This is a genomic window from Candidatus Hamiltonella defensa 5AT (Acyrthosiphon pisum), assembly GCF_000021705.1.
GTDB classification, from domain to species: Bacteria; Pseudomonadota; Gammaproteobacteria; order Enterobacterales; family Enterobacteriaceae; genus Hamiltonella; species Hamiltonella defendens.
Genome location: NC_012751.1, coordinates 50490 through 76372, shown reverse-complemented (window position 1 = coordinate 76372; position 25883 = coordinate 50490). Strand labels below are relative to the sequence as shown.

The following is a 25883-nucleotide window of genomic DNA, read 5'->3' as shown; positions in this document are numbered from 1 at the left end:
AGAATAATAATCATAGAACGCTGAGAATAAAAAATTGTTAGAGAATCATCATCTGTCAATAGATAGACTAAGAAAACAGCCTATTAACAGCCTTATTTCACAGGAAGAGTTAGAAAAAAAACTACCCATTTCAGATGCAATAGCAAGCCAGGTGATCAGCGGGCGACGACGTATAGAAAGAATTCTTGAAGGTAGAGATCCCCGTTTATTGGTCATTATAGGCCCCTGCTCTATTCACGATTCTAATGCGGCTATTGAATACGCGACCCGAATGAAGACATTAAGCGAGCAGTATCAAAATCAATTAGAAATAGTCATGCGGACCTATTTTGAAAAGCCTCGTACTGCAGCAGGTTGGAAAGGAATGATTTCTGATCCATTGCTGGATGGCTCTTCTCAGGTGAATCTGGGCATTGAAATGGCCAGAAAAGTGCTTTTAGATATTAACCGTTTGGGTTTACCTACCGCCACTGAATTCCTGGATATCATCATGGGGCAGTATATTGCTGACTTGATCAGTTGGGGAGCCATAGGAGCACGTACGACTGAAAGTCAGATCCATCGGCAGATGGCTTCTGCTCTATCTTGCCCTATCGGTTTTAAAAATGGCACTGATGGCAATATTGATATTGCTATTGACGCTGTTCGTGTGGCCAGTGCAAGCCATATTTTTGTCTCTCCTAATAAAAAAGGGGAGATGACCATTTATCAAACTTTAGGTAATCCTTATGGCCATGTCGTGATGAGGGGGGGTAAAAAACCCAATTACAGCGCAAAAGATATTGCTCTAGCATGTCATAAGTTACGTGACTTTCATTTACCAGAGCATGTTGTCGTAGATCTTAGCCATGGGAATTGTCAAAAAAGATATCGCCATCAGTTAAGCGTTTCTCACAGTATGGCTGAGCAAATTCGTTCTGGTTCTAAAGCAATATTAGGGGTTATGATAGAAAGCTTTTTGATAGAAGGATCTCAACAAATCGTTCCTGAAAAACCGTTGATCTACGGGCAATCCGTCACAGATTCTTGCTTAAGCTGGTCAAATACTGAAGATCTTTTATACGAATTATCGGAAGCAGTAAAGGCGCGTTTTTAATTTATTTTTATCAAGATTCAAGAAAGCTTTTATTTCTAACGCTCTCTGAAATTTGATAGAAAAAATATCACCATCGGCGATTTTAAACACATTTTTTTGATGATGAGAGATTTTGTCTGCATGCCAGCTCAATTGAATAAATATCATATATTGCTATTAAATGGTCCAAATCTCAATTTGTTGGGATTACGCGAACCAAAACAATATGGCAGCCTCTGTTTAGATAAAATGATCGACCTGCTAGAAGCAAAAGCCAGGACAATAGGGTGCCAATTATCTCATTTACAATCCAATGCAGAGCATGCGTTAATCGAAAAAATTCATGCATCTCAAGATAACGTTGATTTTATTCTCATCAACCCCGCAGCATTCACACATACCAGTGTGGCCTTGCGCGATGCCTTGCTCGCTGTCAAAATTCCATTTATTGAGATTCATCTGTCTAATGTGTACGCCCGTGAGCATTTTCGCCATCATTCTTATTTTTCGGATATTGCGGTTGGTGTCATTTGTGGTCTAGGCGTAAACGGTTATGATTGTGCGTTACAGGCAGCGGTGAATCATTTATCTGCATCTTTTGCGTCCATCAACAGAGTATAAAATAACATTTATGGATATTCGAAAAATTAAAAAATTGATTGAATTGGTTGAAGAACACGACATTTCAGAGCTGGCCATTTCTCAGGGTGAAGAGTCAATACGTATTAACCGGTCATTACCGACTTCCACAGTGGCAATGGTACCCGCGCAGTATTCCAGAAATTCTGGTGTCATTTCTGAACCAGAGACGAAAGAAACTTCTGTGTCTCTTGAAGGTCATATCATTCGTTCCCCTATGGTCGGCACTTTTTATCGGACCCCCAGCCCAGATGCGAGCCCCTTCGTTGAAGTCGGCCAGACAGTTTCAATCGGCGATACCCTTTGTATAGTAGAGGCCATGAAAATGATGAATCAAATTCAGGCGGATCAATCGGGAGTCATTAAAGCCATTTTAATAGAAAATGCGCAGCCCGTTCAATTCAACGACCCTCTTTTCATCATGGAATAACAAGGCCCATTATGTTTGATAAAATTGTGATTGCTAATCGTGGCGAGATTGCTTTGCGAATTTTACGCGCTTGTAAAGAATTGGGTATTAAAACGGTGGCTGTACATTCGACTGTTGATCGTGATCTCAAGCATGTTCTTTTGTCAGATGAAAGTGTCTGTATCGGCGAAGCGCCAGCCCCTAAAAGTTATTTAAATATTCCAGCACTGATCTCTGCCGCGGAAATCACAGGAGCTGATGCCATTCATCCTGGATATGGTTTTTTAGCCGAAAATGCAGATTTTGCAGAGCAGATAGAATGCTCAGGTTTTGTTTTTATAGGACCTAAAGCCGAGACTATTCGTTTAATGGGAGATAAGGTTTCTGCCATCAATGCGATGAAAAAAGCAGGTGTGCCGTGTGTTCCAGGCTCTGATGGCCCCTTGGGCGAAGACAATATTCAAAATAGTCGTTTTGCAGAGCGTATTGGATATCCTGTGATCATTAAGGCCTCTGGAGGCGGCGGCGGGCGGGGTATGAGGGTGGTACACACCGATAAAGATTTGGCGCAGGCCATTAGTATGACTCGTGCAGAGGCGAAAGCCGCCTTTAATAATGACATGGTTTATATGGAAAAATATCTTGAAAACCCGCGCCATATAGAAATTCAAGTTTTAGCCGATAAACATGGCAATGCCATTTATTTGGCTGAGCGTGACTGTTCGATGCAGCGTCGTCATCAAAAAGTCCTTGAAGAGGCCCCTGCTCCTGGGATTACTCACGGTATGAGGCGGCAAATTGGTGAACGCTGCGTACAAGCCTGTCAAGATATTGGTTATCATGGTGCTGGCACTTTCGAATTCCTGTATGAAAACGGAGAGTTCTATTTTATTGAAATGAATACCCGTATTCAGGTTGAGCACCCAGTCACTGAAATGATCACGGGCATTGATTTAGTCAAAGAACAGCTTCGTGTTGCTGTAGGGCATCGGCTTTCTTTTCAACAAAACGATGTCGTGGTGCGAGGCCATTCTCTCGAGTGTCGTATTAATGCCGAAGACCCGAATACGTTTTTACCCAGCCCCGGAAAAATAATGCGTCTTCATGTTCCTGGAGGATTTGGTATTCGTTGGGACTCACATATTTATGCAGGTTATACTGTCCCTCCTGATTATGATTCCATGATAGGAAAACTCATTACTTACGGAGAAACTCGTGAAGTGGCGATTGCACGTATGAAAAATGCCCTTTCAGAAGTGATTATTGAAGGGATCAAGACGAATATCACATTACAAGAGCGAATCGTTAATGATGACCATTTTCAAAGAGGGGGCTGTAATATTCATTACTTGGAAAAAAAATCAGGATCACAATAAAACTGATAAAGGTTTTACTAATATGAGGGATTACCCACAAAATTACGATGTTGTGGTAGTAGGTGGAGGGATGGTAGGCGCTGCAGCTGCACTGGGATTAGCTAAAAATGGTTGGTCTGTTGCTGTATTAGAACCTGTTGCTCCAAAGTCTTTTGATCCTGAAAGCCTACCCGATCTGCGTATATCTGCTTTAAGTGGCCGATCCGTTGATTTATTAAAAAAATTAAATGTATGGGGGCGAGTCATAGCCATGCGCTCTGCGCCTTATCGACGTTTGGAAACATGGGAGTGGGAACAAGCCCATGTATCTTTTGAAGCCGATTCTATCTCACGATCAGAATTAGGGTTTATGATCGAAAACCCCTTGTTACAGTTGGTTTTATGGCAAGAAATAGAGAGATGCTCTAATGTGACGATTTTTTGTCCATCTCGGCTTGAAAGCATGCAAAAAACCGGGAAAACCTGGCAGTTAACTTTAAATACAAAAGAAAAGCTAAAAACGCCTTTAGTGATCGGCGCTGATGGGTTGCATTCCAAAGTGCGACTGTGGTCAGGGATAGGAAGCACTGGATGGGAATATCGCCAGTCCTGTCTGTTAATGATAGTAAAAACAAACCAACCACAGCAGGATGTCACCTGGCAGCAATTTTTTCCTTCTGGTCCTAGAGCCTTTTTGCCTTTATGGGATGATTGGGCTTCTTTAGTCTACTATCATCATCCAAAGCATATACAACGATTACAGAGAATGTCGTCTTCTGAGCTTCATCAGCATGTGCATCAAAATTTCCCAAAAAAATTGGGCAACGTTTCTATTATGGCGACAGGATCTTTTCCTTTAACACGTCATCATGCGCACAGTTATATCCAAGCTGGGTTGGCATTAATAGGGGACGCTGCTCACACTATTCACCCTTTAGCTGGGCAAGGTGTGAATTTGGGCTACAGGGATGTGAGCGCCTTGTTGGAGGTACTTCATGAAGCACGTAGTAAAGGGGAATGTTGGTATAGCCATCAGGTGTTACTGCGTTATCAGCATCAACGTCAGTTAGATAATTTCCTTATGCAAAATACAATAGACCTATTTTATAATACTTTTAGCAGCACTTTATTGACTATGAAGCTCGCCCGTAATCTCGCTTTATTTGCGGCTGAGCGTGCTGGCAAATTAAAAAGAAAGGTGCTGGAATACGCGCTGGGTTATTAAATAGTAATTGAGTGGTGAAACGAAACATTAATCCAAATCCTGATTTGAATATAAATTCCAATAAATTATTCAAAATTGTGATGAAATGGTTATGATATACACACAGATGGAATGGTGATAAGCCCGTTTGTCATTGAGGTTGTCAAATGATAATAAAGAAATTGATAAAATTTTTGAGGATGTTGTCTATTTTTATTGCGCCCATCATACTGAGCGGCTGTGATGTTACTTTGATGAATCCTCAAGGAGCCATAGGGATTGAACAAAAAAAATTAATACTGACCTCCGTGGGGTTGATGTTAATTGTTGTAATTCCTGTGATTTTGATGGTGTTCATTTTTGCCTGGAAATACCGTGAATCTAACAAAAAAGCAACATATTCCCCAGACTGGGCTCATTCCAACAAAATTGAATCTGTGGTTTGGATTATCCCTATTATTATTATTGCCATTCTTGGCGTCATCACCTGGAAAAGTGCTCACGAATTAGATCCCTATAAACCTATTGTAAACAACAAGCCCGCTATGACGATTGAAGTCATTTCTCTTGATTGGAAGTGGTTGTTCATTTATCCCAAAGAAGGGATTGCCACAGTGAATCAATTGGCCTTTCCGATGAATGTGCCTATTCATTTCAAAATCACCTCTGATTCGGTGATGAATTCCTTTTTTATCCCTCAATTAGGCAGCCAAATTTATGCCATGCCTGGTATGCAGGCACAACTGTACTTAATTGCTAACAAACCCGGTCAATACGAAGGAATCTCAAGTAGCTATAGTGGTCGAGGATTTTCGGGGATGAAATTTACGGCCATCGCCACAAAAGATGAATCAGATTTTCAGCACTGGGTGTCAGAAGTCAAGAAATCCCCTCATACTTTAAATACTTTTCATGATTTCAATCGATTGGCTCAGCCCAGTGACCATCATCCTGTGACCTATTTTTCTGTTGTGAAACCTTTTCTTTTCCAGGACACCATTAAAAAATTTATGGGCGATATGAATATGCATCAGAATATCGAAATGCATCAAACACATGAGGCTCTGCACTCTACAGTGGAGGAATAAAAAATGCTCGGAAAACTCACCTTTGACGCGATCCCTATCCACGAACCTATCATTATGGTGACTTTAGCCGTCATTATGCTAGCAGGGTTGTCGCTGCTATCAGCCATCACTTATTTTGGTCGATGGACATGGTTATGGAGGGAATGGCTGACTTCTGTGGATCATAAAAAAATTGGCATCATGTATATTATCGTCGCCATGGTCATGTTGTTACGCGGATTCGCCGATGCCATTCTGATGCGTAGCCAGCAGGCACTTTCTTCTGCAGGGGAAGCCGGTTTTTTGCCAGCCCATCATTATGATCAGATTTTTACTGCTCATGGCGTGATCATGATTTTTTTTGTGGCGATGCCTTTAGTGATTGGTTTAATGAATCTGGTGGTGCCCTTACAGATCGGCGCCCGAGACATGGCTTTCCCCTTCCTCAATTCTCTAAGTTTTTGGCTTTTTGTGGCGGGAGTGGTTTTAATTAACCTGTCTTTAGGCATCGGCGAGTTTGCTCAAACAGGCTGGCTGGCTTATCCGCCTTTATCCGGTAAAGAATACAGCCCTGACGTGGGGGTAGACTATTGGATATGGAGCTTGCAGATTTCTGGGATGGGGACTTTGCTTACGGGCATTAATCTTTTTACGACCATCCTGAAAATGCGCGCGCCTGGCATGTCAATGATGAAAATGCCTGTCTTTACCTGGACTTCATTCTGCTCAAACATCTTGATCATTATTGCCTTCCCTATTTTAACTGTCACCATCGCCTTACTGACACTAGATCGCTACCTGGGCACCCATTTCTTTACAAATGAACTGGGCGGTAACATGATGATGTACATCAATTTAGTCTGGGCCTGGGGTCACCCTGAAGTGTATATCCTCGTGCTGCCTGTGTTTGGTATTTTTTCTGAAGTCACGGCCACCTTTTCAAGGAAACGGTTATTCGGGTATACCTCCCTGGTGTGGGCAACGATTGTCATTACTTTTTTAGCCTTTATTGTTTGGCTCCACCATTTTTTTACCATGGGCTCTGGGGCGAATGTCAACGCCTTCTTCGGGATTGCGACCATGATTATTTCTATCCCTACCGGGGTGAAAATTTTCAATTGGCTCTTTACTATGTACCAAGGACGTATTCATTTTAACTCAGCGATGTTATGGACCCTGGGTTTTATCGTCACTTTTTCTGTGGGCGGAATGACTGGGGTATTACTGGCGGTGCCGGCAGCGAATTTTGTGTTGCACAATAGCCTCTTTTTGATTGCGCACTTTCATAATGTGATTATTGGAGGCGTCGTGTTTGGCTGTTTTGCCGGCCTCACGTATTGGTTTCCCAAGGCGTTTGGATTTACCTTAAATGAAAAATGGGGCATCAGGGCATTTTGGTTTTGGCTGATCGGTTTCTTCGTCGCCTTTATGCCCCTATACGTGTTGGGCTTGATGGGGATGACCCGTCGTCTGAGCCAAAATATTAATCCCCAATTTCATCCTCTGTTGATGGTAGCCGCAGGAGGTGCTGTTCTGATTGCCTTTGGTATTCTCTGCCAGTTGATCCAAATTGTCGTCAGTATCCGTGATCGTGAAAAAAATCGGGATTTAACAGGAGATCCGTGGGGAGGGCGTACCCTGGAATGGGCGACCTCCTCTCCTTCGGCTTTTTACAATTTTGCGGTGGTGCCAGAAATCAAAAGTCGTGATGCGTTTTTTGACATGAAAGAGAAGGGAGAAGCTTATCCACGCCCAGAAAAATATGCAGAAATACATATGTCTAAAAATAGTGCAACAGGGATCATTATTGCCGCTTTTAGTGTCATTTTTGGTTTTGCCATGATTTGGCATATCTGGTGGCTGGCGATAGTGGGGGTGATAGGGATGGGTGCCACCTGGATTGCAAAAAGTTTCGACCAAGATGTGGATTATTACGTGCCCGTTTCAGACATTGAGCGTATTGAAAATGAACATCATGAATATCTGAACAAAGCGGGTCTGAATCATGTCAACTGAATCTTTTATGATTAATAACGTCAGTCAAGAAACCATGAGCACTCAAAAGCACGATGAACATCATGAAAATGGGTCTACCAAAATCTTTGGTTTTTGGATCTATTTAATGAGCGACTGTATTTTATTCGCTGCCCTCTTTGCCACCTATGTCGTATTGGTCAATGGTACCGCTGGTGGCCCGATGGGAAAGGATATTTTTAATTTACCCTTTGTTTTAGTGGAAACTTTCCTTTTGTTATTCAGTAGTATGACTTACGGTTTTGCCATACTGGCTATGAATCAAGGCCAAAAAAAATCAGTCAATATTTGGTTGGGATTGACCTTTTTGTTGGGACTCAGTTTTGTGGGCATGGAAATTTTTGAATTTCATGAGTTAATAGGGGAAGGGGCCGGCCCTGATCGCAGTGCTTTTTTATCCAGTTTCTTTGCATTAGTAGGAACACACGGTCTTCACGTGGCTTTAGGGTTGATCTGGATTGTCGTGATGATGGTTCAGATCTCACAACGAGGTTTAAATCCGATAAATCAGACTCGATTAATGTGTCTGAGCCTTTTCTGGCATTTTTTAGATGTGATCTGGATTTGTGTATTTACGATCGTTTATCTATTAGGAGCTATGTAGATGAATCATTTAAAAACTGATCCTAATCAAAATCACGCTCATGCAATAAAGAAACCTGAAAAAACGATTGATCATCTTTCTGCAGAAAGAGGGGGCGCTCATCAGGGTAGCCTGAAATCATATGTTGTCGGTTTTATTTTATCGGTTATGTTGACTGTGATTCCGTTTATGATGGTGATGAATCAGTCTGCTTCTCGTACCGTTATATTAGCCACAGTGATTGCAACGGCAGTAGTACAAATTATTGTACATCTAGTTTATTTTTTGCACATGAATGGCGCTTCAGAAGAACGTTGGAATCTTGTCGCCTTTATATTTACTGTCATTATTATCGCTATTGTCCTCGTTGGGTCACTTTGGATTATGCATCACCTCAATATCAACATGATGATCCAGTAAAGAGCCTGATTTAATGATAAAGCCATATATCAACATCACTAAGCCAGGCATTATTTTTGGGAATCTCATTTCTTTCATAGGGGGATTTTTTGTCGCGGCAAAAGGGGCCATCAATTGGCCTCTTTTTTTAGGTAGTCTTTTTGGGGTTTCCTGTGTGATTGCCTCTGGTTGTGTCTTCAATAATTACATTGATCGTGACATCGATAAAATCATGGAGAGAACCAAAAATCGCGTTTTGGTGAAAGGGCTGATGTCTCCTGAAATAAGCCTGATTTATGCATCAGTGCTCGGTTTATCAGGTCTTTTTTTACTTTACATGACCACTAATAGGTTAACGGTGTTATTGGCCGCGATGGGCTTTGTGATCTATGTGTTTGTTTATAGTCTTTACATGAAGCGGCACAGCGTTTATGGCACTCTGATAGGCAGTTTATCGGGCGCAGCGCCTCCTGTCATCGGTTATTGTACTGTGACGGCTCAATTTGATATGGGGGCTTTTATCTTGCTATTGCTCTTCGCTTTATGGCAAATGCCGCATTCTTACGCGATAGGTATCTTTCGTTTTAAGGATTATCAGGCGGCAAACATTCCTGTTTTACCCGTCGTGAAAGGGATATTCATTACAAAAAATCACATCATTTTCTATATTTTTGCCTTTATGATAGCTACCCTCATGCTGACATTAATGGGTTATACAGGCTATTTATTTATGCTGACCTCCGTCGTCCTAAACGGTATGTGGCTTATCATGGCATTCAAGGGTTATAAAGCCAGCAATGACAGTCAATGGGCAAAAAGCATTTTTATTTTTTCGATCGTTATCATCAGCTCGCTGAGTATGATGATGTCTCTTGATTTTTTGATATCAAAAATGATCGGGGACTAAACTATGATCGTGCTTATCAGAGCTGCTTTTGCTCGAATGGCTTCCACCATGGCGGATAATCCTTCAGAACGTGAAGGGGTTAAATGCTGAGTCAATGCAAGATCAGTAAAAAAAGAATGCGCATCCAATTTGATGATCTCATCTAGAGACAGGTTTTGACATAAAATAAACACCATTGCGATCAAACCTTTCACAATAGCGGCATCGCTGTCCCCAAAAAACAAAATCTTGCCCTCACTGTCTTGTTTCATCACAATCCAAACTTGACTTTGACAACCTGCGATCAAATTTTTGGGTTGGCGCTGCTCTTCGGTTAAAGGTGTCAGCATCGCACCTAACTCCATCATATAAAGATACTTTTCTTCCCAGTTTTGGCAACGAGAAAAATTTTTCATCAATTTTTGTTGATTGGGGAAAATAGCCATCACAATCTTTCCTGACGGATTAAAAAAGCCATTGCTCAGCTGCTGAGTATATTTTCAATATGCTGTAATTTTTCGATAAAAAAATCAATTTCTTCCAGAGTATTGTACATCGCTAACGAAATACGACACATACTGGGCACTTGATAAAACGACATCAAAGGCATCGCGCAATGATGTCCTGTTCGGATAGCAATCCCATATTGATCTAAAAAACACCCAACATCATAGGCGTGATGTTTTCCTAGATTAAAAGCTATCACTCCGGTTCGTGTTTTTTGAGAGCCGTATAGTTTCACTGTTTTACATGTCGATAATGCAGCCAAGCTGTATTTCATCAAGGATTTTTCGTATTTTGCAATGTCTGTTAATCCTAAATGGGTCACATATTCAATCGCGGCTCCCAAGCCCACGATGCCCGCCGTATTTGGGGAACCTGCTTCAAAACGCCAAGGGGCTTTTGTGAAGGTCGTATCTTCTGTCAAACTGACTTTTTCGATCATGGATCCTCCCCCTTCCCAAGGGGGCATCACATCCAATAGCGCTTTTTTTGCATATAAAATACCTATTCCAGAAGGCCCATATAATTTATGCCCTGAAAATGCATAAAAATCACAATCGAGATCCTGTACGTTCACGGATTGATGCATCACCGCCTGGGCACCATCCACCAGAACTAATAGTCCACTTTCTTTCGCCCTCGCCACAATTTTTTTGATGGGGTTGACTGTCCCTAATACATTGGAAACCTGTGTGATAGCCAATAAACGGGTTTTGTTATCTATTAATTCTGATAATTGATCGATATCCAGTTCACCCTCATGGGTTAATTTCCATACTTTTATGTTGAGACCTCGCTCTCGTGCCAGCATCTGCCAAGGGACAATATTGGCATGATGTTCCATCTCAGTGAGGATGATATTCTCACCTGGGTGAAAAAAATGCCGTCCATAACTGTTTGCGACCAGATTGATGGCTTCTGTGGTGCCTTTGACAAACACAATTTCTTTTGGAGATTGGGCTTGGATAAAATCAGCGACTTTCACCCGAACTTGCTCCATATCTTGCGTTGCCTGAGCACTTAAGGTGTGCACCCCTCTGTGCACCGCGGCATACTTTTTAGAATAAAACGTTAATTCGCTATTGATAACCGATTGTGGTTTTTGAGCGCTTGATGCGCTGTCAAGGTAAATGAGAGGTTTTTCATGGATTTTTTCAGCTAATATGGGAAAATCTTCGCGCACTTTTTGAATAGAAAAACAAGAAGAAATAGCCAGAGAGGATTCGAAAAAATTCATGACAACTCCTCTGATAAACGCTCTGAAAACCGTGATAAAACCGATTCACGCACCAGGTCAAGTTTGATGCCTTCCGTCAGTTCAGATGCAAAAGCAAACAAGATCATTTTTCGTGCCTGAGAATGAGTGATTCCCCTCGATTGTAGATAAAACATTTGCTGATTATCAATACAACCCACGGTAGCCCCATGGCTACATTTGACATCATCTGCATCAATTTCAAGTTGAGGCTTTGTATTGACTTGAGCAGATGCATTCAGTAACAGATTGTTATTGATCATATGCGCATCGGTTTGTATCGCTTTAGGCGCCACCTTAATCATGCCATTAAAAACCGCTGTACCCTGCTTCGATACCATGGTTTTGTGTAACTGCCTGCTTTGGCAACCTATCTGATTATGCTCAACATGAGTTCGGCTATCGAACAATTCCATCTCCTTCGGGAGAAGCAAGCTGTTGATGGAGGCACTGGCACCCTCTCCATTGAGCTGAACGCTGGTATGATGACGAGTGAGGGCAGCGCCTAACAAAAAGTGGGCACTATGGACACTCGCTCGAGAAGCCAATACAAAGTCATTATGAGCAAAATGATCACTTTGATTGTTCTCAAACGCGAGTTTATAATGATGCAGTCTCGCCTCTTCTCCTATTGAGGCCGTCAAACGAGCCCCTGTAAAGTGCCTTTGAGTATTTAAACTCACAAAATGTTCGACCACTTCTGCCTCTGATCCGGGCTCCAGTAAAAGATGATGACGATAATGTGCCATCTTTAACGGGCTCGTCTCTTGACCAGAACTGATATGCAATAAATAAAGCGGTTTTTTGCTTTTTTGACCCGCTGCTAAACGAATCACGAGGTTTTCTACTGACAAACTTTCTGTGAGATGTAAAAAAAATTCAGGCTTAACAGGAGCAGGGACGGCCTGTTTTCTTTTTAAAAGTTCGTATGGGATCTCATCTATCTCACTTAGAGAAGCGATAAAATGACCATCAATAAAAACCAGTTTATGAGATTGCCCAACCATAAAAAGTGCCAAATCGCCACATTTTTCAGGAGTGACAGTCGATTTTTTTTCTAAGGTAAAGGTGTGATCCAGTAGGCGATTCAGAGAGGTATATCTCCAATCTTCGTGTTTAGCATGAGGAAAACCGAGTTTTAATAATGCCTGCCAATGAGCTTCTTTATGATGCGAAGGCGCCGTTGTTTTTTGCTCAAACAATTGGGAAAACGGATTTTTGGACACATCCGGTTTTTCTGGCAATTCCCTCTTCACCCTAGTCGGTAAGCCAGCCATAACCTCGTTCCTCCAATTCTTTTACCAAGGTGAAATCACCAGACTTAATCATACGCCCTTCATGTAGTACGTGAACGAAATCAGGCTTGATATATTCCAGAATGCGCTGATAGTGCGTCACAATAATAAACGCACGTTTTTCATTACGCAGTGAATTGACTCCTTGAGCCACAATTTTTAAGGCATCAATATCCAATCCAGAGTCCGTTTCATCCAAAATACAAAGCGCTGGCTCTAATGCCGCCATTTGTAAAATATCATTGCGTTTTTTTTCACCGCCAGAAAACCCCACATTCACAGAACGAGTCAATAAATCTGCTGGCATTTTTAGTAAAGCCATTTTTTCTTCAATAAAATCTGTAAAATCAAAGCGATCTAAAGGCGCCTGTTGCCGATATTTTCTCACTGCGTTCACTGCGGTTTGTAAAAAAAATCGATTACTCACACCAGGAATTTCGACTGGATATTGAAAAGCAAGAAACACCCCTTCGCCCGCGCGTTCAGAGGGATCTAATTCCAATAAATTCTTGCCTTTAAACAATACCTCACCTTGAGTCACTTGATATTCTTCTCTTCCTGCTAAAGTGGAAGACAAGGTGCTTTTGCCTGATCCATTCGGACCCATGATAGCGTGGACTTCCCCTGATTTGATCGTTAAATCAAGACCTTTGAGAATAGGTGTTTCTTCCACACTGACGTTGAGATTATTGATACTTAACATATCTTTTCCTTTGTAACAGGAACCATATTAGACTTCCTGCAAAATCTACGGTGGGATGAACACTCTGCGTTAGGGTGATTAAAAAAATCTCTCGATAGAAATTTAACCCACGCTATGTTCTAAGTTGATGGCCAATAATTTTTGCGCTTCTACGGCAAATTCCAACGGTAATTCTGAAAACACATCTTTGCAGAACCCATTGACCATCATAGAAATGGCATCGTCTTGCGAGATCCCTCTTTGCAGGCAATAAAACAATTGATCGTCACCAATCCTGGAGGTGGTCGCTTCATGTTCTAATTGAGCTGAGTTGTTTTTAACTTCTACGTAGGGGAAAGTATTGGCTGCTGAATCAGATCCTATCAGCATAGAATCACATTGAGTAAAATTACGCGCATTATGTGCGCCTGGTAATATTTTGACCAATCCACGATACGTGTTTTGACTGTGTCCTGCAGAAATACCCTTGGAAATAATAGTTGATTTCGTGTTTTTCCCAATGTGGATCATTTTAGTGCCTGTATCAGCCTGTTGTTTTCCATTAGTTAACGCCACAGAAAAAAACTCTCCAATAGAATGATCTCCTTGCAAAATCACACTGGGATATTTCCAGGTAATGGCCGAACCTGTTTCTGATTGGGTCCAGGACATTTTTGAACCCGCTCCTTTACAAAGAGCTCTTTTTGTCACGAAATTTAAAATACCTCCTGTCGTTTCTGAGCCCGCAAACCAATTTTGCACGGTAGAATATTTGACCTCGGCATTTTTATGCAAAATAACTTCTACCACTGCAGCATGTAATTGGGAGGCCTCTCTCACAGGTGCGGAACAACCTTCAATATAGCTCACATAGCTGCCTTCATCGGCAATAATGATGGTCCGTTCAAACTGACCTGTTTTGGCCGCATTAATCCGAAAATAAGTCGATAATTCCATGGGACAACGTACGCCTTTCGGCACATATACAAAAGTGCCATCTGATGCAACAGCGGCGTTTAATGCGGCAAAAAAATTGTCTTTTGCCGGCACCACCGACCCCAGATATTGACAAACCAATTGAGGATATTCTTGAATCGCTTCGCCTAAAGAGCAAAAAATAATGCCTTGTTTCGCGAGCTTTTCACGATAGGTCGTCGCGACAGAGACAGAATCAAAAATGGCATCGACCGCCACTTCTGCTCCTTCTCTTACTGGCACGCCTAATTGAGCAAAAGCAGATTCTACTTCTGAATTAAGATAGGCATTTTTGCCAGCATGGCTGGGGTGATCAGTTGAAGAAGATGAATAAGTATGAAATTGATCATCATCACAGCTCGGACACGATGGGGCAGAATAATAACTGTAATCCTGATAATCAAGAGGATCATAATCTCCTTTAAGCCAATGAGGTTCAGACATTTTCAGCCATCCATCATAAGCATCTAATCTAAAATCCAACATCCACTGTGGTTCGCGACGTTTGGCCGAAATCGCCCGGACCACATCCTCATTCAACCCCTTTTCCAGCTCGTCTGTTTTTAGCTGAGTAAAAAAACCTTCTTTATATCGACTCTCATTGTCCCAGATAGGCGACGCTTCTTTAGTATCTATTTTCTTTTTATTCATCATCTTTTTTTATATCGCATCAATTACGTACGTCATCGCATCTACAGAATCTAAACACCAAAACTCTCACCACACCCGCAAGCATGCTGTGCTCTTGGATTATTAAATTTAAACATTTGATTTAATCCTTCACTGACGTAATCCATTTCCGTGCCATCAACAAAAGGCATGGCCTTTAAAGGCACATAAAGTTTGGCTTCTTTTTGTTCAAATAACAGATCGTCGTTTGCAGTAGACTCAACCATATTCATCACATAAGCAAAACCTGCGCAACCAGAGGGTTTGACGCTTAATTTCAAGCCTTTAATTTTTTCATTTTTTTTCATCAATTTGATAATTTGTGCCGCAGCTCTGGCCGTCATGGTCACACCACTCCATTGATGATGAGCAGTTTCAAATATGTCTAATTTATTTTGTTGCATACAATTTACCTTTTCTATTTTGAAAAGACCTTTTGAGTCTTTTCCCTCTTGCTTTGTTTTCCCTCTTTAAAGGACTGTATTTTAAATCTTATATAAAGATTGTACAGGCTATTTGAGGCAGAGTTCGTTATTATCGCGCTTTTTATTTGCTCTGCCATTAATACACTCGTTGCCTCAAGGAAATCATATGATTTGGTTTAAAAATTTAATGATGTATCAGCTGCAATGTCCGTTAGAAAAAGATTCATCTGAGTTAGAAAAAAAATTAGCAAACTTTGCATTTATTCCTTGTGGGCCTCAAGAAAAGGTCAGAGTAGGCTGGATCCCCCCTATGGTGTCTCACAAAGACACGCTCAGCTATCAAGTAAATAGACAAATTCTGCTCTGTGCCCATAAAGAAGAAAAAATGTTACCGGCGTCTGTCATAAAACAGGAACTTGAAAGTCAAATTGAAAAACTCGAGGCTCAGCAGAAACGTAAACTTAAAAAAACAGAAAAAGCGTCACTAAAAGACCACGTCTTTTATGATTTGTTACCCAGAGCGTTTAGTCGCTTTCAAAAAACCTGGATATGGATTGATACCATACATCAGATGATGATACTTGATGCCAGTAGCACTAAAAGAGCAGAAGAGGCTTTGGCATTATTACGTCAAAGCCTGGGGTCTTTAGCCGTTGTGCCATTCACATTTAAACATCCTGTTGAATTCATATTGACTGAATGGATCCGTTCAGACAACCTCCCATCTGGATTCGTTCTTATGGAAGAAGCGGAATTAAAATCAACTTTAACCGAAGGCGGCACCATTCGTTGCAAGAACCAAAATTTGTATAGTGATGAAATTGCCCTCCATATTAAGTCTGGCAAAAAAGTGACCCGATTAGCGCTTGAATGGCAAGAAAGTATTCAGCTGATATTAAATCAAGATCTTTCTTTAAAACGTGTCAAATTTTTAGAAGTATTACGTGAAAAAAACTCACACATTAATAAAAAAGAGGTTGCTCAGTGTTTTGATGCTGATTTTGTTTTAATGACTTACGAATTAACCGAATTAATTAAAAATATGATGAGCGCTTTCAGTAGGTATCCAGAATGATTCAAGATCACATTAAACAAAAACTTGATGAGGCATTTAAGCCAGTTTATCTTGATGTTATTAATGAAAGTCATCGCCATCGTGCTCCGGCGGGTTCTGAGAGTCATTTCAAAATTGTGATGGTCAGCCATCAATTTTCTGGGCTCAAAGCATTAGAGCGCCATCGTATGGTTTACAATACATTAGAGGAAGAATTCAATCATGGTGGTGTCCATGCTCTTGCGTTACATCTTTATACACTAAAAGAATGGGAAGAGGCCTTACAGGTTGAGCCGATTTCTCCTCCTTGTGTGAGTAGAAAGGATAAGTGAACACTGAACGAGCTGCTTATGTTTTCATTAACTGCTCCAGGTCAGAAAATCAGAAAGATGATAATTAAGTTCAATCATAGTAAGCTCTTTTTTGATCTGATTCGCGTCAAAATCCTGCCTAAGGACGAGACAGATAAGACGCGGTTTTCTTTCTCGATTGTGTTAAAATGATTCAGGTAATAGCGTGTGACGGGGGCATAATCGCTGTCTTTCAGTAGCGTAAAAAACGCCTCACATTTTCTGTCTGAACGCGCAAAAATCCTCGTTGATTAAGGCGTGGAGGATATCAAATCCACCATCAGATTTTATCAATCTCTATCTTTTGGTACAGATTTAAATCTTATATAAAGGTAATCTATTTTTCATGTCTTCAAATAAAAAGAACCTACGCAATATAGCGATTATTGCCCACGTTGACCATGGTAAAACAACCTTGGTTGACAAGTTATTAGAGCAATCTGGCACCTTCGGAGAACGTGCTGAAACAACAGAACGTGTCATGGATTCTAATGATTTAGAAAAAGAACGCGGCATTACTATACTCGCAAAAAATACCGCCATTAAATGGAATGAATATCGTATTAATATCGTGGATACGCCGGGTCATGCGGATTTTGGGGGGGAGGTAGAACGTGTTCTTTCCATGGTGGATTCTGTTCTGTTAGTCGTCGATGCCCAAGATGGGCCAATGCCTCAAACCCGATTTGTTACTAAAAAAGCTTTTGCTCATGGCTTACAGCCAATTGTCGTGATTAATAAAATTGATCGTCCTGGTGCGCGTCCTGATTGGGTGGTCGATCAGGTTTTTGACCTTTTTGTTAATCTCGATGCGACAGATGAACAGCTTGATTTTCCCGTTATTTATACCTCTGCATTATTGGGCACAGCAGGAACCGATTACAATGATATGGCCAAAGATATGACCCCGTTATATCAAGCGATTATCGATCATGTGCCGGCACCAGAAGTTGAGCTTGATGGCCCATTTCAAATGCAAATTTCTCAATTAGACTACAACAATTATGTGGGCGTCATCGGGATTGGTCGTATTAAACGGGGTACAGTAAAACCCAATCAATCGATTGTGATCATCGACAGTCAAGGGAAAACGCGCAATGCGAAAGTCAGTAAAGTATTTGGCCACATGGGGTTAGAGCGGATTGAAATCCCGCTGGCAGAAGCAGGCGATATCATCGCGATCACCGGTTTAGGTGATCTGAATATTTCTGACACACTATGTGACATCAATCACATTGAATCTCTGCCCGCTCTTTCCGTTGATGAACCTACAGTGAGCATGTATTTCTGTGTCAACACCTCCCCTTTCTGCGGTAAAGAAGGCAAATATGTCACTTCTCGTCAAATTCTTGAGCGTCTTAAAAAAGAATTAATCCATAACGTGGCTTTACGTGTTGAAGAAACGGAAGATTCCGATGCCTTCCGTGTTTCAGGGCGAGGCGAACTTCATTTATCTGTGTTAATTGAAAACATGCGCCGAGAAGGATTTGAACTGGCGGTTTCTCGTCCTAAAGTCATTAATAGAAAAGTGGATGGCCAGGATCAAGAACCTTTCGAAAACGTCACCCTCGATATTGAAGAACAACATCAAGGTTCTGTGATGCAGGCGATGGGGGAACGCAAAGGGGATGTTAAAAACATGATCCCTGATGGAAAAGGCCGAATTCGTCTGGATTACGTCATTCCGAGCCGTGGCTTAATTGGTTTTCGAACAGAGTTTATGACCATGACCTCAGGGACGGGTTTACTTTATTCTACGTTTAGCCATTACGACCTCGTGCGTTCTGGTGACATTGGTCAGCGTCAAAACGGTGTACTGATTTCGAATGGACAAGGTAAAGCGGTCGCTTTCGCGTTATTCAGTTTGCAAGATCGTGGAAAATTATTTTTGGGCCACGGAGCTGAAGTGTATGAAGGGCAAATCATTGGCATTCACACCCGTTCAAACGATCTCACTGTCAATTGTTTGACGGGTAAAAAATTAACCAATATGCGGGCTTCAGGTACAGATGAAGCGACCACTTTGGTTCCCCCTGTCAAAATGTCTCTAGAACAAGCCCTAGAGTTTATTGATGATGATGAGTTAGTTGAAATTACTCCCCAATCGATTCGCATCCGTAAACGTTATCTCACTGAAAATGATCGCAAACGCGCGAATCGAACAAAATAAAACATCTTCAATAATGAGGCGGTGGGTCTTCCTCGGATAAGGGCGCCAGATGAGATAAACGAGCTGATGTCAGTTTTTCGTTGAGTACCCTAAGGTGTTCTTGTAACTGAATGATTTTAATTTGATATTCCACCATCGCTTTATTGAGATCTTCAATAGCAGCATCTTGAAAAGCCAAACGACTTTCTAATATTTCAAGGCGTTGTGTGAGCGCATCAGTCATAGTCATTCCTTTTTTCATACAAACAATCATTAATAGTAGTGGGAAAAATAATGTCTCAATGGGTTAATGGCAAAATTACAGATATCAAACCTTGGACGGACAGTTTATTTAGCATTCAAATTGAGGCGCCTATCGATCCCTTTATTGCAGGTCAGTATACGAAATTAGCATTAGAGATCGATGGAACGCGAGTTCAAAGAGCCTACTCTTACGTGAATGCGCCCAGTGATCATCGGCTGGAAATTTATTTGGTCACTGTACCTGGAGGAAAACTCAGCATCCCTTTACACCGGCTCTGTATTGGCGAGGATATTATAGTGGCTTCAAAAGCCCAGGGGTTTTTTATTTTATCGGAAGTGCCAGTCTGCAAAACGTTATGGATGCTTGCGACAGGGACTGGCATAGGGCCTTATCTGTCTATACTGCAAGAGGGGAAAGATGTAGAACGTTTTGAGCGCATGATATTGGTCCATGCGGTCAGATTTGCGTCTGATCTGAGTTACCTGCCGTTAATGAAAAAATTAGAAAAGCGTTATCAAGGCCGATTATCTATCCAAACCGTGGTGAGCAGAGAAAAAACATCGCATTCATTGATGGGTCGAATTCCTGAGTTGATTGAAAAAGGCACGCTTGAAGCCTCAGTAAACCAAAAAATTGAAGCTCAAAGCAGTCATGTGATGTTGTGCGGTAATCCACAAATGGTCAAAGATACCTTTAAAACCTTAGAAGAACATCGCCAAATGCGGAAGCATTTCAGAAAAAAACCAGGGCATATGAGTAGTGAACAATATTGGTAATTTTTATTCTATTTATTTTCGATCAGTCAATGAAAGAGATTCATCTTAATTCATTGATTTTTATTTAATGGAGAAAAATATGCGTCGTTCTTTAATTATGGGAAATTGGAAATTAAACGGCAGCCTTTCTATGCTGGCTGAATTCATCACAAGCTTAAGCGATCAAATAGACGCGTTAAAAATGTGTGACATTGCGATTGCGCCGCCGGCGGTTTACTTACATGAAGCCAAAAAACAGCTTAAGAATGATCGTATTTCTTTGGCCGCTCAAAATGTCGATTTTAATACCGGGGGCGCTTTCACTGGTGAACTCTCTCCTCAGATGCTCAAAGAGGTCGGCGCAAAATACGTCATCATTGGGCATTCCGAACGCCGGAGTTACCACCAGGAAACGAATGAAGGGATCGCAAAAAAATTTGCCTTATTGAAAGAAACGGGTTTGATACCGGTGCTCTGTATTGGCGAATCTGAAACTGAAAATGCACAGGGATTGACCCAAACAATCTGCGCAAAACAGCTTGATGCCATATTAGCAAAATGTGGGCCAGACGCCTTTAAAAACTCAGTAATTGCTTATGAGCCCATTTGGGCAATAGGCACAGGAAAAGCGGCCACGGCATCTGAGGCCCAAAAAGTTCATGCGTTTATTCGCCAGCATGTCTCCAAAGGAAAAGATGAGATCGCCAAAACAGTGATTATTCAATATGGCGGTTCCGTAAACGCCTCTAACGCCGATGAATTTTTTGCTGAAAAAGACATTGATGGAGCATTGGTTGGTGGTGCGTCATTAAAAGTGAATGATTTTTTAAAAATTGCTCAGTCCGCCGTGGCTGCAAAAACGTTTTAATTTCGGTTTAGAGCCTATAAAATTTTTATATTTATGCCTTGGAAACCTTCATAAAGCGTTTTTCTGCTTCATCCCAATTGACCACCTGCCAAAACGCCTTGATATAATCCGGGCGACGGTTTTGGTATTTTAAATAATAGGCGTGTTCCCAGACATCCAAACCCATGATCGGAACGCCTGAGGCGCCGCAAACCGCATCTCCCATTAAGGGATTGTCTTGATTCGCAGTGGACACCACCGCCAGCTTGCCTGTATTTTTTAAAACCAACCAAGCCCAGCCTGAACCAAAACGGGTGGCAGCGGCCTGTTCAAACTGCGTTTTGAACGCATCGACACTCCCAAAATCTTTTTCTATGGCTATCTTGAGTTTGCCTTGTAATACCGTCCCTATCTTTAAACCTGTCCAAAAAAAACCATGATTCGCATGTCCCCCTGCATTATTACGCATAAAAACCCGTTTTTCAGAAGGCACGCAATTTAAATCCTGAATCAATGATTCCACACTCAATTTTGTCAGCTCAGGATAGCTTGATAAGACGCTATTGGCATTGGTCACATACGCTTGATGATGTTTAGTATGGTGAATCTCCATCGTTTTTGCATCAAAATGCGGTTCAAGCGCATCATATGCGTAAGGTAAAGAGGGTAATGAATAACTCATGATGATTTCTCCGAAGAAATAGGCATATTTTTTTCAGTAGGCATACGACGAATAAAAAACCATACCGATATCAACCAACAAAATCCACATATTAAATTAAAAAAGTTTAAAAGACCTACGCCTTTCCAAAAATAAAGAATTTTAGACAATTCTACCCCAAGAAAAAATATCAGCATATCGATCATGGTAATCACCGCAGAAACCGTTCCTTTACTCACATCGCTTGAAAATAAGGTTAAACGCATTAAAGCGGCGTTGCACAAATCAACACCAAAAGCATACAGACTTAAACCGGCAACCATCCATAGATAGGCGTGAAAAAAATAAACTGTCGAGATAAAAGCGATGAATAACCCAGCCATAATGGGTGCGGCTGCCATTCGAATTAATGTGGGTAACTTTTTTTTACCGCTTAAACTTGCCAGGGTGATATTACCTGCAATCAAGGCGCCAAAAATAGGAATTTGCAATAAACCATACTCAAAAGTAGAGAGTTTTTCTGTACTCATCAGGATCACAGGGGATTGAGCGATCCAACTCAGTAGAGGCAAATTAGCAAAAGCTAATGCTAAAGCGCCACATAGAAAGCGAACGTTAGAAAACACGGTTTTATAATCGAATGCCACCACAGCAAAGGACAATTTTTCTCCCTTTAAAACCGCGGTTTCTGGCATGGTTCGCCATAATCCAATAAAAGAAAAAGCCCCTAATATAGCAACAAACACAAACATCATTTTCCAAGACGCGACTTGAATCAAAGCCACGCCTATCAAAGGCCCAAGCAAGGGCGCAATTAAGGCCACATTCGCCATCAGTGCGATCATTTTGACGCACGTGGCTTCTTCAAAGGCTTCCTGGATCGTGGCATAACCCACAGCGCCAATAAAACACATTCCTATACCTTGCAGAAAACGCATTAACATAAATTGTTCAATGTTAGTGGCCCATAAAATCGCCAAACAGGTGATCACAAAAAACACAACCCCTGTCAGCATAACAGGCCTTCGCCCTAGGCGATCTGATACAGGGCCTATCAATAATTCAAATAATATTCCCCCAGCAAGATAAAAGGTCATTGCAGTAGGCACCCACTCTAAACCAGCTTTAAAATCCGAGACAACCATTAACATCCCAGCCTGGATCATATCGTTCGCAATATAAACAGCGAACTCAAACAAGACCAAAGAAATTACAAATAACAGTGTTCTTCGGTCTAAAGTGATTTTGAGTGTTAATGAATTTTTCATAAATTAAGCGCTTTTACGCATGACGTTCAGGGATATGATATCGATGTTAAATGCTGGAAATGTCTTTTTGAGTCTCAACAGGTTTGGTACGCAAAAAAATCCATACCAGCAGGAACCAGGACAATCCGCATAGCAAATTAAATACATTAAAAAAACCGCTACCTCCCCGTACATAAAGAATTTGAGCAAATTCAATTCCTATAGAAAACATCAGCATATTGATCATACCAACCACCGCAGACACCGCCCCTTTGCTGACCTTGCTGGAAAACAAGGTTAAACGCATTAACGCAGCATTACCTAAACCGAGACCAAAAGCATAAATACTTAAGCCAGCGACCATCCAAAAGTAGGCGTGAGAGGAATATAAGGTAGACACCGCCGCCAAAAGTAAACCTATGATCATTGGCCCTGCGCCTAATTGAATTAATTGTGGTAGTTTTTTTTTAGAGGTTAAACTTGCGAGGGTGATGTTACCGGAAATCAAGGCAGCAAAAATAGGGATTTGCAATAAACCATAATCAAAAATAGACAGTTTTTCTGACGTAATCAAAATCACAGGAGACTGAGCTATCCAAGTGAGCAAAGGCAAACTGGCGAAGCCTAATCCGAAGGCACCACAAAGAAAACGAGTATTAGAGAACACGTTTTTGTAATCGGCTTTAAGCACCGAAAAGGACAATTTTTCTCCCTTTAAAGTCGCGGTTTCTGGCATAGCTCGCCATAAACCAACAAAAGAGATCGTACCTAATACAGCAAAAAAGACAAACATCACTTCCCAAGGCGCCACGTGAATCAAAGCCGCTCCTGCCAGAGGGCCCAGTAAAGGCGCAACTAAAGCAACATTCGCCATCAGTGCAATGATTTTGACGCACATGCTTTCTTCAAAAGCTTCTTGAATAGTGGCGTAGCCTACCGCACCGATAAAACACAATCCAATGCCTTGTAAAAAACGCATGGCAATAAATTGCTCGATATTGCTTGCCCATAAAATGGCTAAACAGGTGACCACAAAAAATCCGATTCCAAATAACATGACAGGGCGCCTTCCCCGGCGGTCTGATAAAGGGCCTATTAACAATTGAAATAATACAGCGCCTGCCAAATAAGCTGTCATAGAAGTGGGCACCCACTCGACCCCGACTTTAAAATCAGCGACGACCATTAACATTCCAGGTTGGATCATATCGTTGGCGATATAAGTAGCAAATTCGAATAAGACCAACGAGAGCGGAAATAACAAGGATCTTGAACCTAAGGTTGTTTTGACAGAAAATGAATTTTTCATATAGGTAATGGCTCACTTAAATTAAATACGTTACTGAAATAGACCTTTTTCAAAACCGTAATAAGGGTTGTCATTTAAGATGCCAGCTAACGCATGATTAAGTCACAGTCCGCGCAGTGGGTTTTGCAAAAGGTGTCACATTTAATGCCATTTTTTAAAACAATTGATTAAAGAATTCGTTGAACTATCATGGCAAGACACTTTTTCAGGTCCTTCTAGCTCAGATAAAATCCCAGAAGCTAATTTTTTACCCAGCTCTACACCCCATTGATCAAAAGAAAAAATATTTAAAATCACGCCCTGCGTAAAAATTTTGTGTTCATATAAGGCAATTAAAGCACCTAAACTCAAAGGCGTGATTTGTTTTAATAAAATAGAGTTCGTCGGGCGATTACCAGAAAACGCTTTAAAAGGTGCCAAATATGTCGCTTTTTCTGAAAAAACCCCTTCAGCCATTAATTCCTCCTGAACTTCTTGCTCTGTTTTACCGAATGCCAGCGCTTGGGTTTGAGCAAAAAAATTCGCCAATAATTTATGATGATGATCGCCTATTGCATTATGGCTGATGACAGGCGCAATAAAATCACAGGGAATGATCTTTGTGCCCTGATGAATAAGTTGATAAAACGCGTGTTGACCATTGGTACCCGGCTCTCCCCAAAGAATCGACCCTGTTTGATAGCCCACTGGTTTTCCATCACGATCCACCCATTTTCCATTCGATTCCATACTGGCTTGCTGAAGATAAGCAGGAAACCGATGCAAATACTGATCATAGGGTAGAACCGCTTCAGTTTCAGCGCCAAAAAAATGGCTATACCAAATGCCAATTAGCGCTAATATCACAGGAATATTGTGAGTAAAATCCGTTTTCAAAAAATGCTGATCCATCTCATAAGCACCTTCTAGCAGTTTTTCAAAATTATCAAAACCAATAGACAGAGCAATAGGTAAGCCAATCGCCGACCAAAGAGAATAACGCCCTCCTACCCAGTCCCAAAATTCAAAACTATTTTCAGGATCGATACCAAAATTAGTCACTTCTTTAATATTGGTGGATAAAGCCACAAAATGTCGCGCCACATGGGCCGAATCACCCGCTGTTTTTAAAAACCACTCACGAGCAGTCTGGGCGTTCGTCATGGTTTCTTGAGTGGTGAAGGTTTTTGAAGCCACGATAAAGAGCGTCCTGGCAGGGTTAAGCGCTTTTAATGTTTCAACGATATCTGTGCCATCCACATTAGAAACAAAATGCATCTTCAAATGATTTTTATAGGGTTTTAATGCTTCTGTAGCCATATAAGGGCCCAAATCTGATCCGCCGATCCCAATATTCACGACATCTGTAATGGTTTGACCGCTATAACCATTCCAATCGCCTTTGATCACTTGATGACAAAATCGCTTCATTTTCTCCAGCACGGCATTGACCAAAGGCATCACATCTTGACCGTCAACCAAAATCGGCTGATTCCCGCGGTTACGCAGGGCGATATGTAGCACGGGGCGTTCTTCCGTTTCATTAATTTTTCCACCAGAAAACATGGAGCAAATCGCGAGGGCCAAGTCTGTTTCCTGTGCTAAAGCTTGAAGCTTTTCGATTGTCTGGGCAGTCAGCCGATTTTTAGAAAAATCTACCCGTATGAGATCGTTAAAAGTGAGAGAAAATTTTTCAGAGCGTTTAGGATCCGCATGAAACAGATGTCTGATATGAATGGGTTCTATTTCTTTAAAGTGCTGCTGCAAAGCTTTCCAGGCAGATGTCTGAGTAGGATTTATTTTTTTCATAT

At 41.3% G+C, this 25883-nt stretch carries 26 protein-coding genes; 15 read left to right on the top strand and 11 right to left on the bottom strand.

Annotation, left to right across the window (positions count from 1 at the left end; genetic code table 11):
* The first annotated feature begins 34 nt into the window (after positions 1-34).
* The 10 genes from HDEF_RS00510 to cyoE all read left to right on the top strand — a co-directional run bounded on the left by HDEF_RS00510 (position 35) and on the right by cyoE (position 9672).
* Entirely contained in the window at positions 35-1096 is a 1062-nt protein-coding gene (locus HDEF_RS00510) for a 3-deoxy-7-phosphoheptulonate synthase (RefSeq protein ID WP_012737815.1), read from the top strand.
* 120 nt (positions 1097-1216) lie between these two features.
* Positions 1217-1696 (top strand): type II 3-dehydroquinate dehydratase, encoded by a 480-nt coding sequence (aroQ, locus tag HDEF_RS00505; protein WP_044612215.1) that lies wholly within the window; start codon positions 1217-1219, stop codon positions 1694-1696.
* Between the two features lie 10 nt (positions 1697-1706).
* On the top strand, positions 1707-2144 hold the full coding sequence (accB, locus tag HDEF_RS00500) for an acetyl-CoA carboxylase biotin carboxyl carrier protein (RefSeq protein WP_012737813.1): 438 nt from the start codon (positions 1707-1709) through the stop codon (positions 2142-2144).
* An 11-nt stretch (positions 2145-2155) separates the two neighbouring features.
* The gene (gene accC / locus HDEF_RS00495) at positions 2156-3499 is read left to right on the top strand and encodes an acetyl-CoA carboxylase biotin carboxylase subunit (RefSeq protein WP_012737812.1); all 1344 of its coding nucleotides are present in this window, start codon (positions 2156-2158) and stop codon (positions 3497-3499) included.
* Between the two features lie 22 nt (positions 3500-3521).
* Entirely contained in the window at positions 3522-4703 is a 1182-nt protein-coding gene (gene ubiF, locus HDEF_RS00490; protein WP_012737811.1) for a 3-demethoxyubiquinol 3-hydroxylase, read from the top strand.
* A gap of 146 nt (positions 4704-4849) precedes the next feature.
* The gene (cyoA, locus tag HDEF_RS00485; RefSeq protein WP_044612214.1) at positions 4850-5770 is read left to right on the top strand and encodes a ubiquinol oxidase subunit II; all 921 of its coding nucleotides are present in this window, start codon (positions 4850-4852) and stop codon (positions 5768-5770) included.
* 3 nt (positions 5771-5773) lie between these two features.
* On the top strand, positions 5774-7765 hold the full coding sequence (cyoB, locus tag HDEF_RS00480; protein WP_012737809.1) for a cytochrome o ubiquinol oxidase subunit I: 1992 nt from the start codon (positions 5774-5776) through the stop codon (positions 7763-7765).
* Positions 7755-8387, top strand: a complete 633-nt coding sequence (locus HDEF_RS00475) for a cytochrome o ubiquinol oxidase subunit III (RefSeq protein ID WP_044612213.1) — start codon at positions 7755-7757, stop codon at positions 8385-8387. Before cyoB ends, HDEF_RS00475 begins: the two co-directional genes overlap by 11 nt.
* A gap of 66 nt (positions 8388-8453) precedes the next feature.
* Positions 8454-8786 (top strand): cytochrome o ubiquinol oxidase subunit IV, encoded by a 333-nt coding sequence (locus tag HDEF_RS00470; RefSeq protein ID WP_029588932.1) that lies wholly within the window; start codon positions 8454-8456, stop codon positions 8784-8786.
* 13 nt (positions 8787-8799) lie between these two features.
* Positions 8800-9672 (top strand): heme o synthase, encoded by an 873-nt coding sequence (gene cyoE / locus HDEF_RS00465; protein ID WP_012737806.1) that lies wholly within the window; start codon positions 8800-8802, stop codon positions 9670-9672.
* Here cyoE and sufE read toward each other — a convergent pair.
* From sufE to sufA, 6 genes are all read right to left on the bottom strand, one after another.
* Complete coding sequence (gene sufE, locus HDEF_RS00460; protein WP_012737804.1) at positions 9669-10097, bottom strand: cysteine desulfuration protein SufE; 429 nt, start codon at positions 10095-10097, stop codon at positions 9669-9671. The two genes, cyoE and sufE, sit on opposite strands and share 4 nt — an antisense overlap.
* Before the next feature lie 35 nt (positions 10098-10132).
* Positions 10133-11392, bottom strand: coding sequence for a cysteine desulfurase SufS (gene sufS / locus HDEF_RS00455; protein WP_012737803.1), 1260 nt, complete (start codon positions 11390-11392; stop codon positions 10133-10135).
* Positions 11389-12687: a Fe-S cluster assembly protein SufD gene (gene sufD, locus HDEF_RS00450; protein ID WP_012737802.1), complete on the bottom strand. Its 1299-nt coding sequence runs from the start codon at positions 12685-12687 to the stop codon at positions 11389-11391. The genes sufS and sufD overlap by 4 nt, the downstream gene beginning before the upstream one ends.
* Complete coding sequence (gene sufC / locus HDEF_RS00445) at positions 12668-13408, bottom strand: Fe-S cluster assembly ATPase SufC (RefSeq protein ID WP_012737801.1); 741 nt, start codon at positions 13406-13408, stop codon at positions 12668-12670. Before sufC ends, sufD begins: the two co-directional genes overlap by 20 nt.
* A gap of 102 nt (positions 13409-13510) precedes the next feature.
* Positions 13511-15013, bottom strand: coding sequence for a Fe-S cluster assembly protein SufB (gene sufB, locus HDEF_RS00440; RefSeq protein WP_012737800.1), 1503 nt, complete (start codon positions 15011-15013; stop codon positions 13511-13513).
* 50 nt (positions 15014-15063) lie between these two features.
* A complete protein-coding gene (gene sufA, locus HDEF_RS00435) occupies positions 15064-15435 on the bottom strand; it encodes a Fe-S cluster assembly scaffold SufA (protein WP_012737799.1) in 372 nt (123 codons plus the stop codon).
* 187 nt (positions 15436-15622) lie between these two features.
* On the opposite strand from sufA, the gene rdgC reads away from it, so the two are divergent.
* The 3 genes from rdgC (at position 15623) to typA (ending at position 19030) form a co-directional block, all read left to right on the top strand.
* Positions 15623-16531: a recombination-associated protein RdgC gene (rdgC, locus tag HDEF_RS00430; RefSeq protein ID WP_012737798.1), complete on the top strand. Its 909-nt coding sequence runs from the start codon at positions 15623-15625 to the stop codon at positions 16529-16531.
* The gene (locus tag HDEF_RS00425) at positions 16528-16842 is read left to right on the top strand and encodes a BolA/IbaG family iron-sulfur metabolism protein (protein ID WP_012737797.1); all 315 of its coding nucleotides are present in this window, start codon (positions 16528-16530) and stop codon (positions 16840-16842) included. Before rdgC ends, HDEF_RS00425 begins: the two co-directional genes overlap by 4 nt.
* Before the next feature lie 364 nt (positions 16843-17206).
* Positions 17207-19030: a ribosome-dependent GTPase TypA gene (gene typA / locus HDEF_RS00420; RefSeq protein WP_012737796.1), complete on the top strand. Its 1824-nt coding sequence runs from the start codon at positions 17207-17209 to the stop codon at positions 19028-19030.
* Positions 19031-19037: 7 nt separating this feature from the next.
* On the opposite strand, the gene HDEF_RS00415 is transcribed toward typA, so the two are convergent.
* Positions 19038-19259 (bottom strand): SlyX family protein, encoded by a 222-nt coding sequence (locus HDEF_RS00415; protein ID WP_044612423.1) that lies wholly within the window; start codon positions 19257-19259, stop codon positions 19038-19040.
* Positions 19260-19303: 44 nt separating this feature from the next.
* Between HDEF_RS00415 and fpr the strand changes: the two genes are divergently transcribed.
* A complete protein-coding gene (fpr, locus tag HDEF_RS00410) occupies positions 19304-20050 on the top strand; it encodes a ferredoxin--NADP(+) reductase (RefSeq protein ID WP_012737794.1) in 747 nt (248 codons plus the stop codon).
* A gap of 79 nt (positions 20051-20129) precedes the next feature.
* A complete protein-coding gene (gene tpiA / locus HDEF_RS00405; protein WP_012737793.1) occupies positions 20130-20897 on the top strand; it encodes a triose-phosphate isomerase in 768 nt (255 codons plus the stop codon).
* A 31-nt stretch (positions 20898-20928) separates the two neighbouring features.
* Here tpiA and sodA read toward each other — a convergent pair whose 3' ends face one another.
* The 4 genes from sodA to pgi form a co-directional block, all read right to left on the bottom strand.
* The gene (gene sodA / locus HDEF_RS00400; RefSeq protein ID WP_012737792.1) at positions 20929-21558 is read right to left on the bottom strand and encodes a superoxide dismutase [Mn]; all 630 of its coding nucleotides are present in this window, start codon (positions 21556-21558) and stop codon (positions 20929-20931) included.
* Positions 21555-22805: an MFS transporter gene (locus tag HDEF_RS00395; RefSeq protein WP_012737791.1), complete on the bottom strand. Its 1251-nt coding sequence runs from the start codon at positions 22803-22805 to the stop codon at positions 21555-21557. Before HDEF_RS00395 ends, sodA begins: the two co-directional genes overlap by 4 nt.
* A gap of 46 nt (positions 22806-22851) precedes the next feature.
* Entirely contained in the window at positions 22852-24093 is a 1242-nt protein-coding gene (locus HDEF_RS00390) for an MFS transporter (RefSeq protein ID WP_012737790.1), read from the bottom strand.
* A gap of 141 nt (positions 24094-24234) precedes the next feature.
* Positions 24235-25881, bottom strand: a complete 1647-nt coding sequence (gene pgi, locus HDEF_RS00385; RefSeq protein WP_012737789.1) for a glucose-6-phosphate isomerase — start codon at positions 25879-25881, stop codon at positions 24235-24237.
* Between the last annotated feature and the right edge of the window lie 2 nt (positions 25882-25883).

Coding starts and splice junctions, on each gene's coding strand:
- aroQ (WP_044612215.1), top strand. CDS start 1,217: ATGCCAGCTCAATTGAATAAATATCATATATTGCTATTAAATGGTCCA.
- accB (WP_012737813.1), top strand. CDS start 1,707: ATGGATATTCGAAAAATTAAAAAATTGATTGAATTGGTTGAAGAACAC.
- accC (WP_012737812.1), top strand. CDS start 2,156: ATGTTTGATAAAATTGTGATTGCTAATCGTGGCGAGATTGCTTTGCGA.
- ubiF (WP_012737811.1), top strand. CDS start 3,522: ATGAGGGATTACCCACAAAATTACGATGTTGTGGTAGTAGGTGGAGGG.
- cyoA (WP_044612214.1), top strand. CDS start 4,850: ATGATAATAAAGAAATTGATAAAATTTTTGAGGATGTTGTCTATTTTT.
- cyoB (WP_012737809.1), top strand. CDS start 5,774: ATGCTCGGAAAACTCACCTTTGACGCGATCCCTATCCACGAACCTATC.
- HDEF_RS00475 (WP_044612213.1), top strand. CDS start 7,755: ATGTCAACTGAATCTTTTATGATTAATAACGTCAGTCAAGAAACCATG.
- cyoE (WP_012737806.1), top strand. CDS start 8,800: ATGATAAAGCCATATATCAACATCACTAAGCCAGGCATTATTTTTGGG.
- sufE (WP_012737804.1), bottom strand. CDS start 10,097: ATGGCTATTTTCCCCAATCAACAAAAATTGATGAAAAATTTTTCTCGT.
- sufS (WP_012737803.1), bottom strand. CDS start 11,392: ATGAATTTTTTCGAATCCTCTCTGGCTATTTCTTCTTGTTTTTCTATT.
- sufD (WP_012737802.1), bottom strand. CDS start 12,687: ATGGCTGGCTTACCGACTAGGGTGAAGAGGGAATTGCCAGAAAAACCG.
- sufC (WP_012737801.1), bottom strand. CDS start 13,408: ATGTTAAGTATCAATAATCTCAACGTCAGTGTGGAAGAAACACCTATT.
- sufB (WP_012737800.1), bottom strand. CDS start 15,013: ATGAATAAAAAGAAAATAGATACTAAAGAAGCGTCGCCTATCTGGGAC.
- sufA (WP_012737799.1), bottom strand. CDS start 15,435: ATGCAACAAAATAAATTAGACATATTTGAAACTGCTCATCATCAATGG.
- rdgC (WP_012737798.1), top strand. CDS start 15,623: ATGATTTGGTTTAAAAATTTAATGATGTATCAGCTGCAATGTCCGTTA.
- HDEF_RS00425 (WP_012737797.1), top strand. CDS start 16,528: ATGATTCAAGATCACATTAAACAAAAACTTGATGAGGCATTTAAGCCA.
- typA (WP_012737796.1), top strand. CDS start 17,207: ATGTCTTCAAATAAAAAGAACCTACGCAATATAGCGATTATTGCCCAC.
- HDEF_RS00415 (WP_044612423.1), bottom strand. CDS start 19,259: ATGACTATGACTGATGCGCTCACACAACGCCTTGAAATATTAGAAAGT.
- fpr (WP_012737794.1), top strand. CDS start 19,304: ATGTCTCAATGGGTTAATGGCAAAATTACAGATATCAAACCTTGGACG.
- tpiA (WP_012737793.1), top strand. CDS start 20,130: ATGCGTCGTTCTTTAATTATGGGAAATTGGAAATTAAACGGCAGCCTT.
- sodA (WP_012737792.1), bottom strand. CDS start 21,558: ATGAGTTATTCATTACCCTCTTTACCTTACGCATATGATGCGCTTGAA.
- HDEF_RS00395 (WP_012737791.1), bottom strand. CDS start 22,805: ATGAAAAATTCATTAACACTCAAAATCACTTTAGACCGAAGAACACTG.
- HDEF_RS00390 (WP_012737790.1), bottom strand. CDS start 24,093: ATGAAAAATTCATTTTCTGTCAAAACAACCTTAGGTTCAAGATCCTTG.
- pgi (WP_012737789.1), bottom strand. CDS start 25,881: ATGAAAAAAATAAATCCTACTCAGACATCTGCCTGGAAAGCTTTGCAG.